General features: G+C 39.2%; 15 protein-coding genes. 7 read left to right on the top strand and 8 right to left on the bottom strand.

What is annotated here, in order from left to right; translation table 11 throughout:
- Positions 1-7: 7 nt before the first annotated feature.
- From tadA to proC, 3 genes are all read right to left on the bottom strand, one after another.
- Positions 8-535, bottom strand: a complete 528-nt coding sequence (gene tadA / locus MMG00_RS08245; RefSeq protein WP_242147247.1) for a tRNA adenosine(34) deaminase TadA — start codon at positions 533-535, stop codon at positions 8-10.
- A 193-nt stretch (positions 536-728) separates the two neighbouring features.
- Complete coding sequence (locus tag MMG00_RS08240; protein WP_242147245.1) at positions 729-1292, bottom strand: YggT family protein; 564 nt, start codon at positions 1290-1292, stop codon at positions 729-731.
- 196 nt (positions 1293-1488) lie between these two features.
- Positions 1489-2352 (bottom strand): pyrroline-5-carboxylate reductase, encoded by an 864-nt coding sequence (proC, locus tag MMG00_RS08235; RefSeq protein ID WP_242147244.1) that lies wholly within the window; start codon positions 2350-2352, stop codon positions 1489-1491.
- 243 nt (positions 2353-2595) lie between these two features.
- Between proC and MMG00_RS08230 the strand changes: the two genes are divergently transcribed.
- Positions 2596-3084, top strand: a complete 489-nt coding sequence (locus tag MMG00_RS08230) for a YajQ family cyclic di-GMP-binding protein (protein ID WP_242147242.1) — start codon at positions 2596-2598, stop codon at positions 3082-3084.
- 435 nt (positions 3085-3519) lie between these two features.
- Here the strand turns inward: MMG00_RS08230 and uvrB are convergent, their stop codons facing one another.
- Positions 3520-5559, bottom strand: coding sequence for an excinuclease ABC subunit UvrB (uvrB, locus tag MMG00_RS08225; RefSeq protein ID WP_242147240.1), 2040 nt, complete (start codon positions 5557-5559; stop codon positions 3520-3522).
- A 138-nt stretch (positions 5560-5697) separates the two neighbouring features.
- Between uvrB and lon the strand changes: the two genes are divergently transcribed.
- The 5 genes from lon to MMG00_RS08200 all read left to right on the top strand — a co-directional run bounded on the left by lon (position 5698) and on the right by MMG00_RS08200 (position 11488).
- Positions 5698-8148, top strand: coding sequence for an endopeptidase La (gene lon, locus MMG00_RS08220; RefSeq protein ID WP_242147238.1), 2451 nt, complete (start codon positions 5698-5700; stop codon positions 8146-8148).
- 128 nt (positions 8149-8276) lie between these two features.
- Positions 8277-8555: an HU family DNA-binding protein gene (locus tag MMG00_RS08215; protein WP_242147236.1), complete on the top strand. Its 279-nt coding sequence runs from the start codon at positions 8277-8279 to the stop codon at positions 8553-8555.
- Positions 8556-8790: 235 nt separating this feature from the next.
- A complete protein-coding gene (locus tag MMG00_RS08210; protein ID WP_242147234.1) occupies positions 8791-9339 on the top strand; it encodes a YecA/YgfB family protein in 549 nt (182 codons plus the stop codon).
- A 329-nt stretch (positions 9340-9668) separates the two neighbouring features.
- Positions 9669-10436 carry a TatD family hydrolase gene (locus MMG00_RS08205; RefSeq protein ID WP_242147233.1) on the top strand — a complete coding sequence of 256 codons (768 nt, stop codon included), beginning with the start codon at positions 9669-9671 and terminating at the stop codon, positions 10434-10436.
- Positions 10433-11488, top strand: coding sequence for an NAD(P)H-dependent flavin oxidoreductase (locus tag MMG00_RS08200; protein WP_242147231.1), 1056 nt, complete (start codon positions 10433-10435; stop codon positions 11486-11488). Before MMG00_RS08205 ends, MMG00_RS08200 begins: the two co-directional genes overlap by 4 nt.
- Positions 11489-12041: 553 nt before the next feature.
- Here MMG00_RS08200 and MMG00_RS08195 read toward each other — a convergent pair.
- The 4 genes from MMG00_RS08195 to MMG00_RS08180 all read right to left on the bottom strand — a co-directional run bounded on the left by MMG00_RS08195 (position 12042) and on the right by MMG00_RS08180 (position 14748).
- On the bottom strand, positions 12042-12254 hold the full coding sequence (locus MMG00_RS08195) for a hypothetical protein (RefSeq protein WP_242147228.1): 213 nt from the start codon (positions 12252-12254) through the stop codon (positions 12042-12044).
- A gap of 72 nt (positions 12255-12326) precedes the next feature.
- Complete coding sequence (locus tag MMG00_RS08190) at positions 12327-13172, bottom strand: PhzF family phenazine biosynthesis protein (RefSeq protein ID WP_242147226.1); 846 nt, start codon at positions 13170-13172, stop codon at positions 12327-12329.
- Positions 13173-13329: 157 nt separating this feature from the next.
- Positions 13330-13965 carry an endonuclease III gene (gene nth, locus MMG00_RS08185; protein ID WP_242153417.1) on the bottom strand — a complete coding sequence of 212 codons (636 nt, stop codon included), beginning with the start codon at positions 13963-13965 and terminating at the stop codon, positions 13330-13332.
- A gap of 102 nt (positions 13966-14067) precedes the next feature.
- Positions 14068-14748: an RnfABCDGE type electron transport complex subunit B gene (locus MMG00_RS08180; protein WP_255837831.1), complete on the bottom strand. Its 681-nt coding sequence runs from the start codon at positions 14746-14748 to the stop codon at positions 14068-14070.
- A gap of 210 nt (positions 14749-14958) precedes the next feature.
- Between MMG00_RS08180 and MMG00_RS08175 the strand changes: the two genes are divergently transcribed.
- Entirely contained in the window at positions 14959-16041 is a 1083-nt protein-coding gene (locus MMG00_RS08175) for an AI-2E family transporter (RefSeq protein WP_242147222.1), read from the top strand.
- Positions 16042-16109: the final 68 nt, after the last annotated feature.

Genomic DNA, 16109 nt, shown 5'->3' with positions numbered 1-16109 from the left:
ATGATTTTTATTCCTCATTTTTTGTCCGGCGTTCTTTAAAGAACTCTTTGATTAATGTACTACATTCCTCTTGAAGAACACGGGGAATAATCGTGAGTTTATGATTAAACGCTTTGTAATCATTCACATTTAAATTGGTGCCTAGCGCGCCATTGCGAGAATCGCCAGCGCCATATACCACAGTATCAATTCTTGTATGTAAAAAGCTTCCGGCACACATGGTGCAAGGCTCTAATGTCACATAAAGGATTGTATTAGGAAGGCGATAATTTTTCATTATACGACAAGCTTCCCTAATCGCAACGATTTCGGCATGTGCGGTCGGATCACAATCGATAATAGAACGGTTATGACCTCGGGCGATAATTTTACCATCTTGAACAATTACCGCGCCAATGGGGACTTCTCCTATGGCGCCTGCTTTTTGGGCTTCTATTAAAGCTTGTTGCATAAATGTTTGATGTATCGTTAAATCTTCTTCATTCATCGAAGTTTCTTCTAAATCCGGATGATTTTGAGAGTAATGAGTCATCATATTCTTCCACTAATGTTTATGCTACTTAGATTCATAGGATATTTTTTCTGAGGATTCATCATTTTAGGAATCCTCTTTAGCTGCCGTTTTATGGGGGAACTTTATTGGGATACAGGTTGGTATAGTATTTTGGGCTTAAAAGTCACTGAATCAGCTCGCCAGCGCTCAATATGAAAAGCGCGCGACTTAAGGGCTATGAGAAAAAGACGAGCTTGGCATAAAAGTAGCTAATAATTCTTAAGCCTAAAAAGAGGGCTAACACAATGACCATTGGGCGAAAATCCATCATGCCAGCTTGTAGCTTAAAGGGAACTCGCTTGTTGATAGGATTGGTGAGTTTTTCTAATAAGCTTAAGAAGATCGTTTGCCTTGGGGATGAGCCGATCCAACTACTGATTGCTTGGATAATATAAGCAAAAAGGTAGATATAGATGATGTTTCTTAAAATCTCAAGGAGTACAACGCCAGCAAGAATCAGCGGCGAAATAGGAGCCATCACTTTTAGGAGCATTAAGAGAACATATTTAATCGTTGTGATAATCACCGCAGCTAAAATACAAGACCAATCGGCACTCCCTATAATTGGTGTGATTTTTCGAATCGGTAAAATGATCGGATTTGTCACCTTAACGATAGATTGTACAATCGGATGATAAAAGTTTGCTTTCGTGAGTTGTAGTAAAAAACGGAGCAAAACAAAGATAATGGCAAAGCTGTAAGCAATCTCTATGATAAATTCGAGAATGTTGTTAATCATGGTTGTGGCATACCTTTCGATCTGTCTGGGAGGAAAATGCAATTAAGAGCGCATATTGGGAAAGTGCTTTTAATCTATCTTGCATGAGCTGTTGATATTTAGGCAATCGGATTTAAAAAGGCTATATCGATTTATAATCGTATTGGATGTCATCGCCTGTTATTGCCTTTTGTATAAATCCGTTTGTATTAAAATATTATTTAATCTCTTTTGAAATGATTTTGGAAAGTTCTTGGTCACGATCAAAAGCAGCGCTCATCGCTTCTTTGATAATGCGATCAAAATGATTATTTTCAAGACTAAAGATTGCTTGCTCTGTGGTTCCTTTAGGCGACATGACATTTTTCTTTAAAGTTTCAAGAGAAAGGTCTGACAGCTGGCTATATTTTGCCGAGCCTAAAACAGCTTGTTGCGTTAAAGTTTTGCTGCTTGTTTCATCTAATCCCATCTCGATGCCCACTTTAGTCATAATCTCCATGAGATAGTAGATGTAAGCTGGGCTCGAGCCTGATACGGCAACAGCTGCAGAGATTAATTGCTCTTCTTGTAACCAAGCGGTAACCCCGCAACTACTAAAGATTGTTTGTGTGATGGCTTGTTGTGATTCTGAGACTTCTCCATTGGCATAGATTGCGGAAGCTCCAAGGCCAATGGTTGATGGGGTATTAGGCATCACGCGAATAATGGGATGACTCTTTTGACCGATTCCTCTTAAAATCGCCTCAACAGAAACACCAGCTGCAACCGATATGATGAGTTGATGAGGTTTAATCAGCGATTTAAGCTCATCTAGTAGAGAAGGAAAGCCTTGAGGTTTAACTGCAAGTACGACAATATCCAGAGATTCCATAAAATCACGATAATCCGCAGATGCGCTAACACCTAGTGTGTCTTGAAAGAATTGGCGTTTATCAGCATTACGATCGCAGACAAATAGTTTAAAGAGGTCTTGTTGTTCACTTAAACTTGTGAGGATTGCTCTTGCCATATTGCCACCACCAATAAAACCGATACGCGCTTTGATGGTTGAATCACTGTTGGTTTTTGTTACAGATTGCATTGAGGTAATTCCTTCTTTGTTGATGAGTAAAATCAGACCATTAAATCTATGAAGTATCTTTTATAGGGGGTTATGGTGCAGTAAAGCGTCCCTTTAGAAAGACTTTTTCTAACATATTATAGCCTGTTTAGCGCAATTAAAGTAACAAAGCCATCAATCAATGAGAACTCTATTTAAGATTCTTGTACGATTGCGGTATCATTTAGGTCGATATAGTTTTTAATATAAAAAGGAATCTAAATTATGCCTTCATTTGATATTGTCATGGAACCAGATATGGTTGAAGTTCGTAATGCGGTTGATCAATCCATTAAAGAGATTGATACACGTTTTGACTTTAAAGGAACAGGCGCTAAATGTGAGTTGGTTGATAAAACCATCGTGCTTCATGCGGAGAGTGATTTCCAATTAGAGCAAGTACAAAGTGTGGTGACTTCTAAGTTAACCCGCCGTAATGTTGATATTCGCTTCTTAGATCTTAATGCAAAGCCGGAAAAGGTTGGTGGAAACCTACTTAAGCAGACGATCACAATTAAATTTGGATTAGAAACAGAACAAGCTAAAAAAATTGTGAAAACCATTAAAGATGAGAAGATGAAAGTTCAAGCTTCTATCCAAGGTGATAGCGTTCGTGTGAGTGGTAAAAAGCGAGATGATCTGCAAGAAGCGATCGCCATTTTAAGAGATAAAGTGAAAGAGTTGCCCCTTGCTTTTAATAACTTTAGAGATTAATACAGCGTTACTGAGTCGATTTATGGTGAAATATAGTCAATTTGGTTTAAGAAAAACTATTTTAAAAATAAAATAGCGCATCAATCAAATACGCTTGCATGATGCTAGAACGAACGATTCTTGTGTTTCTCATAGCTGCTTCTCATAACCGCTTCTCATAGCTGATGCGCCGGCAATCTGATTCAGTCATTCTTAAACCGATTTCACTAGACTATAAAAACCTAAAGGGCCATTGAACAGATTTTGTCTGCTTTATGGCCCTTTTTTATGGGTATTAAACATATAGTCGATTTTGGTTTAAGGAACGCTGCTTTAAAGGTAATGCAGTAGAGTGCGTGTATCAAACCCATTTTTCATAACCGATGTTCATAACCGATGTACTGGCAATCTGATTCCGTGATTTTTAAACGGATTTCACTATCTATTACAAATACCTTAAGAGAGTAAGAACTCTTTTTTAAGGCGCTCGATCTCATCTCTTGTTCTTGCTGCATCTTCAAACTCTAAGTTTTGTGCGTGGTTGAGCATTGCTTTTTCTAATTGTTCTAGATGTTTTGCTAGCTGCTTTGGATTTGATTTAAATTGATGCTCATTATCAATCGCTTCATGGTCAATCACAAGTTTTCCACGATACTCTTTGATATATTCATTTTTCGCTTCATTATCTCTTGCATCATGCATAATATCTTGGATATTTTTAATAATCGTTGTCGGTGTAATACCGTGCGCTTCATTATAAGCCTCTTGTAATGCTCGGCGTCTTTCCGTTTCATCAATCGCAAAGCGCATCGCTTTTGTGATTTTATTAGCGTAGAGAATCGCTTTACCTTCAGCGTTACGGGCAGCTCTACCGATCGTTTGGATAAGAGAGCGCTCTGAGCGAAGAAATCCCTCTTTATCTGCATCTAAAATCGCAACAAGAGAAACTTCTGGAATATCTAAGCCTTCACGTAGTAAGTTAATCCCCACTAAAACATCAAACACACCAAGGCGAAGGTCACGGATAATCTCTACTCGTTCTACCGTATCAATATCTGAATGCAGGTAACGCACCTTAACGCCGTGATCACTTAAGAACTCGGTTAAGTCTTCTGACATTCGTTTGGTTAAAGTGGTAATGAGGACACGCTCATTTTTGGCAGCTCTTGCTGTAATCTCCGAAAAGACATCATCAACTTGCGTATCAACCGGGCGAATCTCGACGATTGGGTCGAGCAATCCTGTCGGGCGAACCACTTGCTCGACTATTTGATCAGCATGTTCTGCTTCATAAGTACTTGGCGTTGCAGAGACAAAAATAGTTTGCGGCATGAGATCTTCAAATTCTTCAAACTTCAGCGGTCTATTATCTAATGCCGAGGGTAATCTAAAACCATAATTGACAAGAGTCTCTTTACGAGAGCGATCTCCTTTATACATCGCCCCAACTTGCGGCACGGCAACGTGAGATTCATCGATGAAGAATATGGCATTATCTGGCAAATAATCAAAGAGCGTTGGCGGCGCTTCTCCTGGCTTTCTACCAGAGAGATAGCGGGAGTAGTTTTCAATCCCTTGGCAGTAGCCAAGTTCAATCATCATTTCGATATCAAATTTGGTGCGTTGCTCAATTCTTTGCGCTTCAAGCAGTTTATTTTGGGCACGAAGCTCTTCAAGTCTTGCGGCAAGTTCGACTTTAATTTCTTCAACAGCTGCTAGTAACCGCTCTTTGGGCGTTACATAGTGGCTTGATGGATAAACGGTCAGTCTTGGGACATTGCGTGAAACATGACCTGTTAATGGATCAAAAAAGGAGAGATTCTCAATTTCATCATCAAAGAGCTCAATACGTACAGCATCTCTCTCACTTTCTGCCGGGAAGATATCAATAATTTCTCCACGCACCCTGAAAGTTCCCCGTTCAAGAACGGTATCATTACGGGTATATTGCAGTTCGACAAGGCGTTTTATAATGGCTCTTTGGTCGATAAATTCCCCCTTTGAAACATGGAGAATCATGCTCATATAGTGGTCTTTATCCCCAAGGCCGTAGATCGCAGAAACGGTTGCGACAATGATGGTATCAGGGCGCTCTAAAATAGCTTTGGTGGCCGATAAACGCATCTGCTCGATATGATCATTGACGGAAGCATCTTTTTCGATAAAGGTATCAGATGCCGGCACATAAGCTTCCGGCTGATAATAATCATAGTAAGAGACAAAGTACTCCACTGCATTATCAGGGAAGAACTCTTTCATCTCACCATAGAGCTGCGCTGCTAAGGTTTTATTTGGCGCTAAAATCATCGCAGGGCGCTGCGTTTCTTGGATAACATTCGCCATAGTGAATGTTTTCCCAGATCCCGTTACTCCTAAAAGTGTTTGGAAAGCGAGCCCGTCATTGAGCCCTTCAGTGAGCGCTTTTATAGCAGTGGGTTGATCTCCTGCGGGAGAATAGTGCGTTGAAAGCTTGAAAATTGTCGGATCTGCCACCATATTCTTGTCTAGTCTTAAGTTATAAAATTGTAAAAAGCTACTATATCATACCTTCTAACAATCGAAGTTAGGTGTTAAGATCATAGTACTGGGCATTAACGCCATCATAGAATTATAAATATTGGAGATAAAAAAAGAATGTCTCAAAAGAAAGATAATTATGCGGAATTACCTATTCTTGCACTACGCGATTTAGTGGTTTTTCCGGGGACAAAAACTCCGCTGTTAGTGGGAAGACCTCTCTCAATTGGCGCATTAGAGATGGCGACAGAAGTAGATAATCGGGTTTTATTGATGAGCCTTAAAGATCCCGATGATGAAGAGATCACGATGGATTCTATTTATCATACGGGTGTCGTGGTTAATATTGTTTCAAGTAAATTGTCAAAAGGCGGCTCTTACCAGATTACCGTAGAGGCAATTGAACGGGTACAGCTTAAAAAAGTAAAGTCATTAGTTTATGAAAATAGTGATGGCTTTATTTATGATTTTGTCATGGGAAGTTATGAGCTAGCGCCGTTTGAAGATGATCTCTCTCCTGGGGAAGAAGAGGTTTATTATCTTACTTTTGAAAAGCTCATTAAAAAGCTATTAGAAAATGCGCAGATTAAGCAATTAACTCCGGAAAAACTCTTAGAAGAGAAAAAACTCTCACCATTAGTGATGAAGCTTGCGTGCGAGATTCCGATGAGTGTGGAGAAAAAACAAGCGATCTTGGCTCAAGATTCTTTAAGTGCTGCGGCTGATGTATTAATTGATAATTTAACGGTGGAACTCAATATTATTGATCTTCAGCGCCGTATTCATGGTTTAGTGCAGACACAGATCTCTAAAAATCAGCGTGAGTATTACTTAAATGAGCAGATTAAAGCGATTCATAAAGAGCTAGATGAGCTTAGTGATTCTGGGCTTTCTGAGCTAGAAGAGCTAGAAGAACGTGTGCGTGATGCTAAAATGCCGGTAGAAGCAGAAGAGAAAGCGCTTAATGAAGTAAAGCGTTTAAAATCAATGCCGGCAATGTCAGCAGAAGGTACTGTTGCTAGAACGTATATTGATTGGTTGCTAAAAATGCCGTGGCATAAACGTTCTCGTTTACGCTATGGGCTTGTCACCGCAAAGAAAGTTCTAGATAAGGATCATTCAGGGCTTGAGAAGGTTAAAGACCATATTTTAGAGCATTTAGCGGTAATTAGTCATACTAAGTCTAAAAAAGGAGATATTCTCTGCTTTATCGGTCCTCCGGGAGTTGGTAAGACCTCTCTTGCGCGTTCGATCGCAGAAGCAACAGGGCGTGAGTTTATGCGTATGAGTTTAGGGGGGGTGAATGACGAGTCAGAGATTCGTGGACATCGCCGTACTTATATTGGGGCAATGCCGGGGAAACTTGTGCAGCTTTTAACCAAAGCAAAAACGAAAAATCCGCTCATTTTATTAGATGAGTTAGATAAAACCGGCAGTAGTCATAAAGGGGATCCTGCGGACGCTTTATTAGAGGTCTTAGATCCTGAGCAAAATAGCACTTTTAATGATCATTACTTAGATATTGATATTGATCTGTCTGAGGTGATGTTTATTGCAACGGCCAATAGCTACAATATTCCAGGACCACTACGTGATCGTATGGATATTATTGAGCTTTCAAGTTATACCGAGCTTGAAAAACTGGAAATAGCAAAAAATCATCTCTTATCTGATGCCTATAAAGAAAATGGTTTATCAGTAGAGGAGATTAAGTTTACAGATGATGGATTGCTTTATCTTATTAATCACTATACGAAAGAAGCTGGCGTTCGTAATTTAATGCGAGAGATTAATACCATTTGCCGGAAGTTTATCAAAGAGCGATTACTTGCTAAAGACAAAACTCGTCAAGGGGAAGTGATTGATGCTGCAAGAATTAAACACTATTTAGGGGCGACAAAATATCGCCATGGTATTAAAGAAGATGCCCACGAAGTCGGTTATGTTAATGGTCTAGCATGGACGCAGGTGGGGGGAGATCTTTTAGGGATTGAAGTGCAGCTTGTTCCTGGGAAAGGCGAACTTATCGCCACCGGAAGCCTTGGTGATGTGATGAAAGAATCCGTTAGAACTGCCTTAACAGTGATCCGCGCCCGAAGTAATTATTATGGATTGCCGGAAGATTTTTATAAAAAGTGGGATATCCATGTCCATGCTCCAGAGGGGGCGATTCCTAAAGATGGTCCAAGCGCAGGTGCGGCGATTACTCTCGCGATTTTATCGGCATTATTAGGTATACCAATTCGCTCAGATATCGCTATGACCGGCGAAATCACGCTTCGTGGGCATGTATTAATCATCGGTGGATTGAAAGAAAAACTAATCGCGGCAGAAAGAGCAGGGATTCGTACGGTCTTAATTCCAGAGGAAAATCAGAAAGATTTAGAGGATGTTCCGGCGAATGTTTTAGCGGCATTGGAGATTATTCCTGTTAAATCCTTCGATGAAGTGGTAGATTATGCTTTAACACAGTCACTTACAAGATCAGATGATTGGGAACGCTTTAGTAGCTTTACGATGATGCAGGAAGATACCGCACAGATCAAAAATAGAGCGAAAACGCATTGAAACACTTGACTTGAGTTGATTGCGGACGTATAAATCTATACAGAATTAACAAAGTTTGTTAGTTTGAATAGACATAAGCATTGGTACAATGCGAATTACATGTTTTTTTAATAGTAGGAAATAATTTTATGAACAAAACTGAATTAATTGCTGCAGTAGCAGAAAAAACGGAAATGACGAAAGTAGCTTCTGCGAAAGCAGTTGAAGCAGTGATGGAAACCATTACTGAAGCGCTTGCTAAAGGCGATAGCGTAACTTTAATCGGTTTCGGTACATTCACAGTACGTGACCGTGCTGCACGTGTAGGTCGTGACCCACGTAATCCTGAAAAAACAATCCAGATCAAAGCATCACGTGTACCAGCGTTCAGAGCGGGTAAAGGTTTACGTGAATCTGTGAACAAATAAGTATTAGATAATAATACTTATACACAAGATCTTTAAAAGGCTTTAACACAGCGTGTTAAAGCCTTTTTAGCATTTGTTTTACTGTCAAAAAAGGTATGAAATCGCTATAATTATACTTAATTAGTAGTGTCAAAAAGAAATCAATATGATTTCAAGTAGTTCGCTTAAATCATTATATGATGGAAGCAAAAATAGCATCGGTTGATGTATTTGTTATATTAGATTGGAGAATTCAATGGTAGATGAAAGCCGTATCCCTCAAACTGTGTCCTATGATCTATTGCAAGCACAATTTAAAGGGTTAAATTTGGCTGAGGCGCAAGGTGTATTAGTGGCGCTGTTATATAGTACCTCTTTTGATCATTTTAAAGATTGGTTGCAAGAGCTAGATCATATTCGTTTTGATGAATCACCGTTAAATGAAGAAATTTTAAAAATTCTCTATGACAAAACTTTAGATGAGATGAATTCAACAGAATTTAATCTACGCCTTTTAATTGCAGAGGAAGAGCATCTCAAAGAACGAGTACAAGGCTTTATCCGTTGGTGTCATGGGTTTAGCTATGGCTTTGGTCTTTCAAGCGAGCTTTATGCGCGCCTTGATGAAGATGGGAAAGATTTTATTCGTTATATTGTTGAGTTTTCTTCTTTAGATACCGAAGAGGTTTTAGAGAGTCTTGGTAATGAGGAAGATAAGCTTGCGCTTGAAGAGTTGGTAGAGTTTGTGCGAATGGGGGCTTTAATGCTCTATTTTCATTTAAAAGATCAGCCTAAAGTTCACTAGTTTAAGGCTCACTAAGTTTTATCGTAAAGTCGGTTTAAAAATCAGGGAATCAGATTACCAGCACATCGATTATAAAAAGAGCAAGAGCCATTTTGTCCGGCATCGGCAAGAAGGTTTAATGCACATACGGCACGGCTTTACTTTTATAGTGAAATCGGTTTAAAAGTGACTGAATCAGATTGCCGGTGCATCGGTTATGAGAAGCGCAAGAATCATTCTATCCGGCAGCGAGTAAGCTAATTTGATACACGATCTTTATCCTTAATATTTTTAAAACAGTTTTTCTTAAACCGAGACGATATTTTGATGATCCTGAAAAGGGGGCGGTAATGTTATTGATTGATTCACATATTCATTTAAATGCCCCTGAATATAAAACGAATTTACCCATTTTATTAAATGAGGCAAAATTAAGAGGGATCAGCGCTTGGGTGATGCCTGGAACTTTGCCGCAAGATATTGCAAATTTGGTGCAGATTGCTAATCAATTCCCTCATTGTTTTTATAGTTTTGGCGTGCACCCTTGGTTTTTAGATGATCTAGCAGATGATTGGGAATCGATCTTAACGGCTAGTATTGAGCGCTATTTTCCTGTTGCTATTGGGGAGTGCGGGCTTGATTTTGCTAAGGGGATGGTAGCGAAGCAGTTGGCGATTTTTGAAAAACAGGTTCAACTAGCGGTGAAGTTTAAGAAGCCTCTTATTATTCACTCCTATAAGGCTGTGGATGAGGTATTAAAAATCCTTCGAAAATATCCAAAGGCTACCGGAGTATTGCATGGATTTAATGGTAGCCTTCAGCAATTAGAGCAAGCATTGGCATTGGGGTTTTATATCGGGATTGGGGGCGCTGTAACTTATTCTAGGGCCAATAGAATGCGGGCAATTTTAGCAAGCGTACCTTTAGATCGATTATTACTAGAAACAGACGGCCCATATCAAGCAGGTAGTTATCGTCAAAAAGGGGAAATACATGAGCCTTCTGACTTGGTGCAAATTGCACGCTATATTGCGGAACAAAAATCGCTAGATCTGGTAGAACTTGCTAAGATAACCTCTGATAATGCAATTAATTTATTTAGTTTGGAGATGAAATGACCATTAGAAAACCTGCTCGACTATCTCAACTGCTCTCCATTGAGTTTCCGATTGTTCAAGCGCCTCTTTATCATGGGGATTCTTCGGCACTTGTTGCTGAGGTCTCAAATAATGGGGGATTAGGAATGATTGCGGGAGGTCTATTAACAGCAGAAGCCTTGCAACATGAAATTCAAGAAGTTAAAGCACTAACCAATAAGCCATTTGGGGTGAACCTTATGGTGACGGAAAAAAATGCGTTAGATGTTTCAAATTATGAAGAAGCCATCACAAGACTGAAAGGTTTTGCCGGTGCTGAAGCCCTTGAGTTTGAGGCCTTAAATACAGAAGCGTGGTCATTATCCCCATTAGAAGAGTTATTAGATATCTTGTTAGCTGAGGAAGTGCCGGTTGTGAGTTTCTCTTTTGGAATCCCTTCGCAAGAGGTGATTGATATTCTCCATAACGCAGGAATGAAGATCATTGGGAACTCAACTCATATGATTGAAGCTCTATTGTGGGAAGAGCGAGGAGTTGATGCGCACTTTTTACAAGGATTTGAATCAGGTGGCATGCGTTTAACTTTTATTGGGGACGCTATGCAACACGGCTTTAGTGCACAAGCATTAATTGCCCAAGCAGATCGGGTTCTTGAAAAGCCCTTCTTTGTATCAGGTGGCATCTATAATAAATCTCTTTTTGCCGCAGCCATGATTCAAGGGGCCGATGGTGTTGCCATTGGCACAGCATTAATGTTGTGTCAGGAGTCTGGATTATCAGAACTTGAGGCTGAGAAGATTTTAAGTAGTAATGAGTATGACAGTGTCTTAACGCAGCATTGGACGGGTATTTTTGGACGTTGCTTAAGTAATGAAGGAACTCAAGCTTTACGTAAGGTGCGAGGCAAAACTCTCCCTTTCCCAGAACAGCTATTTTTAGCACATGCCGCAACAATTGATGAGTTAGAAACTGGTGACAAAAAAGAAGAGTTTCAACCTATCTGGGCGAGCGTCAACGCACCATTTTGCCGTAGAGATTCGGTGAAGTCTTTGATGGCATCATTAGTAAGTTAAGATCTATTGTTATTATAGTAACGTCGGCTTAAAAGCACCTAAATCCAATTGCCGGCATATCGGTTATGAGAAGTGCAAGAATCATTCTATCTGGCATTGTAGAGTAATTTCTAAATAAAATCAGAGGGTCAAAATTTATTAGTTAGTGATCCTCCTAAAATAGGTTGATGAGCAGCTGGGTCGAATGCTTGCGTGTTTTTTAAAATTACATGCCAGCAGTTTTAAGCCTTTTTTCGGTTCGTATCGGAATTTAATGCGTAATAGCTATATAAGCTGGTTTGGTTCATGAGGTACCGTTTTATTTTTATAGTGAAATTGGTTTAAAAAATTCTTGAATTAAATTGCCGGCACATCGGTTATGAAAAGCACAAGAGTCTTTCTATCCGGCATCGTGCAAGTTAGTTTGATGCACATGCTGCATTGTTTGACGTTTAAGAAAGTCTCTTTTAAACCAAATCGATGATCATCTTGTCTTAGAATAAAAACTCAAGATAAAGAAAAAGCTAGTGAGATCACTAGCTTTTTTAATGGAAAATTTTCTAAAGCAGAGTATTTATAAGCGGATACTAGCATTCGGGCTAGATATTCTCACTTTTCCCTGAGATTTGCCAATAGGAACACTAACGCGTGTTTTATCTCCTAGAGGAACACTAACGCCGCCATAGCCATTACTATTATAGTGATAATGGGGTTTTCTTGATGTCGAAGTACAGGCTGTTAAAAAAATGACGCTGGTAACGATCATTAGCTTGATGGGAAGAGACATGATTCAATCTCCTTGAATTGTATTTAAGATAAAGCCATTGTGGCATAGTTTGTGGCTTTTATGAAAAGGGCTTTAATCTTGCCAGTTGAGTTCACCTTTACCTAATAGGTGATTTTCTCCACCGATCCAAATTTCTTGATCTTGTAACTTTAGATAAAGAATACTCTCTCTTTGCATAAGGGTACCTTGTTGAATGCGATATTCCAGATTGGTTTTCCCTTGCAGTAATAACCAACCTCCTAAATTAGCCGCTGCAGATCCTGTACCGCTATCTTCTCTTAAAACACCCTTATTAAGGGAAAGAAAGCGAGCATAGATACCATTTTGTTGTTGTGCCCAAAGGTAGATAATGCATCGATCTGGGTTAAGCGCTGCATATTGCTCAAATAGTGGAAGATTTAACGCTATTTCATCGATTGTTGTAGGATCTTTAATTTGTACTAATAATTGCTCATTCCCAACATTCATCCATGTAGGGAGATTGAGAACCTGCTCACTTGCAATACCGAGCATTTTTGCCGTTAATTCAATAGTAAGATCGCTAGCTCGCTTAGTTGGTGTTGCCGGTGCTTTAAGCCAATAAATATTAGTATCTGCATCATAATCTGTATGTACAATTCCTGCCTTGCATTGCACTTGTGATACGGGGCTTTTGCGAATGAGGGTTAATATTTCAAGAGCTCCAATAATCGGATGCCCTGCAAATGGTAATTCTTGTACTGGTGTATAGATATGGAGTTTAGGGCATTCACTTTGGGCATTTTCAATGAAAATGGTTTCAGATTGATTAAACATTGTCGTAATTTTTTGCATAGAATCAGCTGACAATGATTGCTCTAAAATAATGACAGGCAGTGGATTTCCTCGATTTTGTAGATTTGTGAAAACATTAATCCAGTAAAATGGGAGTGTTTGCATAGAGGTTCTCCTAATAGATTGAAGGGCGCGCTGTCCCCTTTTATGAACTTCAGATCTTTACAGAGCTATTAACTAATAGCGGTAAGGATAGGTGACTTTTTAACGCAATATTGCATTACTTAAATCTTATGAAGAATAAAGGATAAATAGCTTGCGGTTACTCATCTGTTTTATCTAGGTAATGGCACTCATTATAGACAAGGCAAGAGCCGCAGCGGGGCTTTCTTGCAACGCAAGTATAACGACCATGTAATATTAACCAATGATGGGCATCTAAGATAAATTCTTTAGGGATACGTTTGATGAGTTGATCTTCAACTTCCCGAACATTTTTACCAGGTGCTAAGCCTGTTCGATTAGAAAGTCTAAAGATGTGCGTATCAACGGCCATTGTTGGCTTACGAAAAGCCGTATTAAGAACCACATTTGCAGTTTTGCGGCCAACGCCGGGAAGGGATTCTAAAGCTTCTCGATTATCAGGAACTTCGCCATTATATTTCGTTGCTAAGATCTCACATGTTTTATAGAGATTTGCGGCTTTTGAATTATAAAGGCCTAAAGTTTTAATATACTCTTTAATGGTCTCCTCGCCGAGCTCATACATCGTTTGTGGCGTATTTGCTGCTTTAAAAAGATGAACGGTGGCTTTATTAACCCCAACATCGGTAGATTGTGCAGAAAGAAGCACTGCAACTAATAACTCAAATGTTGAATGATAGATAAGCTCTGTTTTAGGCTCAGGATTTTCATTGCGCAAAATCGTGAAAAAGGCGGTAATCTCCTCTTTATTCATTAAGCGCTGGTATTCTTTTTTCTTGCTCATATAGTTCTGCTACGAATTTTTATTAGATAGTTTATTAAAGTTATCCGAGCATTATAACGTATATCGCCTGTATTATTTTTCGTTAAATTCTTTTCTAGCAAGATTAATAAGATCTAGCATGCTTGATTTAGAGACAGGATCTGCAAGGGCTTTCTCTTGTGGCGGCTGGGTATCTGTAATATTGTTACGGGCATTTTCTCTAGATTTTTTAGCATTAAAACGCATTCGTGATTTTGCTGCGCGAGTTTTTTCCCAATCACTTAAGCCAATACTTGCTTCCCCTAATTGAGGGTTTAAAGGTTCAATTACAATGCAGTTAAGCGGGCAAGGCGGAATACAGAGCTCACATCCTGTGCATTCTTCTTTAATAACGGTATGCATTAAGCGGCGAGCGCCAACAATAGCTTCAACGGGGCAAGCGATAATACATTTCATGCAGCCGATACAAAAATCCTCTTCAATTCTTACTACCTGTGGTGGCTTATATTCCCCAAGCGCACTATTGAGTGCAATGATAGGCGTATTTAGTAATTGGCTTAAAGAGGCAATGACAGCATCTCCTCCAGGAGGGCAGCGATTAATAGGCGCACTTTCGGTAACAATCGCTTTTGCATAAGCAAAACAGCCCTTATATTCACACTTTTCACATTGCGTTTGCGGCAATAATTCATCAATTTGATGAATCAGTGATTGCTCTGTTGAGGTGAGTGATGGATTTGATACTGAAAGGTTTGTCATAAGGCAAAAAAATATCGTACTAAAAAAGGATTAACAGGGGCTAATCATAGGGGATTCCTCATTTTTTCGCAATAAAAGCTCGTAATCTAAAAGATTTATCAAGAAATTAAAAATAAATCGGGCGAAAGGAGATAATATGCGTAAAATAGGGCGGTATAAAGCGAGGTCTATGGGTAGTTTTATCACTATTCATTGTCTCATAGATTCTTCTTATTAGGAGTAAGTATGCTATTTGATCGTGTCAATCGTCTGATATTCTTCTGGATTGGGATCATTTTATCCATCTATTTAATCCATCGCTTGTCATCTGTTTTGATTCCTTTTTTGGTCTCTTTTGGTTTGGCCTATTTAGGCAACCCGATTGTTCAAAAGATTGAGTCACGTAAAATCCCAAGGGTTTGGGCAGTTAGCATCGTATTTGCGGGGTTATTGGCAATATTAGTCTTGATTTTAGTGGTGGTTATTCCTCAGCTTATTAATCAAGTGATTGCTTTTATTGAAAAATGGCCATCTTACTATTTTTGGATGCAAGATAATGTTTTTCCTAAACTACAAAAGATCTTTTCAATAGAAGAGATTAAACAAAATCAAGAAGCCGCGGATAAGGCAATTACACAATCTTTAGCAGCACTTAAAGATATTGCGTCAAAAATTGCCCCCTCAATTAGTAGTATCGTGTTAGGGATCGTGGGCTTTTTTGTGAGTCTCTTTTTAATTCCAATGCTCACTTTTTATGTGATGCGAGATTGGAGTTCGATTACTGAAAAGATGGAGACATTAATCCCCCGCTCAATCTTCCCTCAAACAGTCAGCTTCTTACAAGAGGCGAACTTTATGTTAAGTAGTTTCTTACGGGGACAATTAACGGTAATGTTCTGTTTAGCTTGTATCTACAGTATAGGTCTTAGCATTATTGGTGTTGAATATGGATTGGTGATTGGGGTAATTGCCGGTTTAATTAGCTTTGTCCCTTATGTCGGGGCGACATCAGGTATTTTAATGGGGCTGATAGTGGCATGGTTTCAATATGGTACGATTACCCATCTTGCGCTTGTGGGGATTGTCTTTGGAATAGGACAGCTCATGGAGAGCTTTGTATTAACGCCGATTTTAATTGGGGATAAATTGGGCATGCATCCGATAGCCGTAGTATTTGCTTTAATGGTGGGAGGTAGCCTGTTTGGCTTTGTTGGAATTTTATTAGCACTTCCTGTTTGCGCCGTCTTAATGGTCGCACTTCGTCGGTTATATCATGTTTATGTCAATAGTGATTTCTATAAAGATTTAGGAAAGAAAGAGTTACCATAAATATCAATATCGCCCTTAAATAAGAGATCATAGAAAGAGAAGCATTGTATGACTTCTCTTTTTTATGC

Origin of the sequence: Ignatzschineria rhizosphaerae (genome assembly GCF_022655595.1) — a bacterium.
Classification (GTDB): Bacteria; Pseudomonadota; Gammaproteobacteria; order Cardiobacteriales; family Wohlfahrtiimonadaceae; genus Ignatzschineria; species Ignatzschineria rhizosphaerae.
The sequence above is the reverse complement of the archived record's forward strand: the minus strand, read 5'-3'. Positions and strand labels throughout refer to the sequence as shown.

Excerpts from the sequence above, each read along its gene's own strand:
- tadA (WP_242147247.1), bottom strand. The coding sequence starts at position 535 with ATGATGACTCATTACTCTCAAAATCATCCGGATTTAGAAGAAACTTCG.
- MMG00_RS08240 (WP_242147245.1), bottom strand. The coding sequence starts at position 1,292 with ATGATTAACAACATTCTCGAATTTATCATAGAGATTGCTTACAGCTTT.
- proC (WP_242147244.1), bottom strand. The coding sequence starts at position 2,352 with ATGCAATCTGTAACAAAAACCAACAGTGATTCAACCATCAAAGCGCGT.
- MMG00_RS08230 (WP_242147242.1), top strand. The coding sequence starts at position 2,596 with ATGCCTTCATTTGATATTGTCATGGAACCAGATATGGTTGAAGTTCGT.
- uvrB (WP_242147240.1), bottom strand. The coding sequence starts at position 5,559 with ATGGTGGCAGATCCGACAATTTTCAAGCTTTCAACGCACTATTCTCCC.
- lon (WP_242147238.1), top strand. The coding sequence starts at position 5,698 with ATGTCTCAAAAGAAAGATAATTATGCGGAATTACCTATTCTTGCACTA.
- MMG00_RS08215 (WP_242147236.1), top strand. The coding sequence starts at position 8,277 with ATGAACAAAACTGAATTAATTGCTGCAGTAGCAGAAAAAACGGAAATG.
- MMG00_RS08210 (WP_242147234.1), top strand. The coding sequence starts at position 8,791 with ATGGTAGATGAAAGCCGTATCCCTCAAACTGTGTCCTATGATCTATTG.
- MMG00_RS08205 (WP_242147233.1), top strand. The coding sequence starts at position 9,669 with ATGTTATTGATTGATTCACATATTCATTTAAATGCCCCTGAATATAAA.
- MMG00_RS08200 (WP_242147231.1), top strand. The coding sequence starts at position 10,433 with ATGACCATTAGAAAACCTGCTCGACTATCTCAACTGCTCTCCATTGAG.
- MMG00_RS08195 (WP_242147228.1), bottom strand. The coding sequence starts at position 12,254 with ATGTCTCTTCCCATCAAGCTAATGATCGTTACCAGCGTCATTTTTTTA.
- MMG00_RS08190 (WP_242147226.1), bottom strand. The coding sequence starts at position 13,172 with ATGCAAACACTCCCATTTTACTGGATTAATGTTTTCACAAATCTACAA.
- nth (WP_242153417.1), bottom strand. The coding sequence starts at position 13,965 with ATGAATAAAGAGGAGATTACCGCCTTTTTCACGATTTTGCGCAATGAA.
- MMG00_RS08175 (WP_242147222.1), top strand. The coding sequence starts at position 14,959 with ATGCTATTTGATCGTGTCAATCGTCTGATATTCTTCTGGATTGGGATC.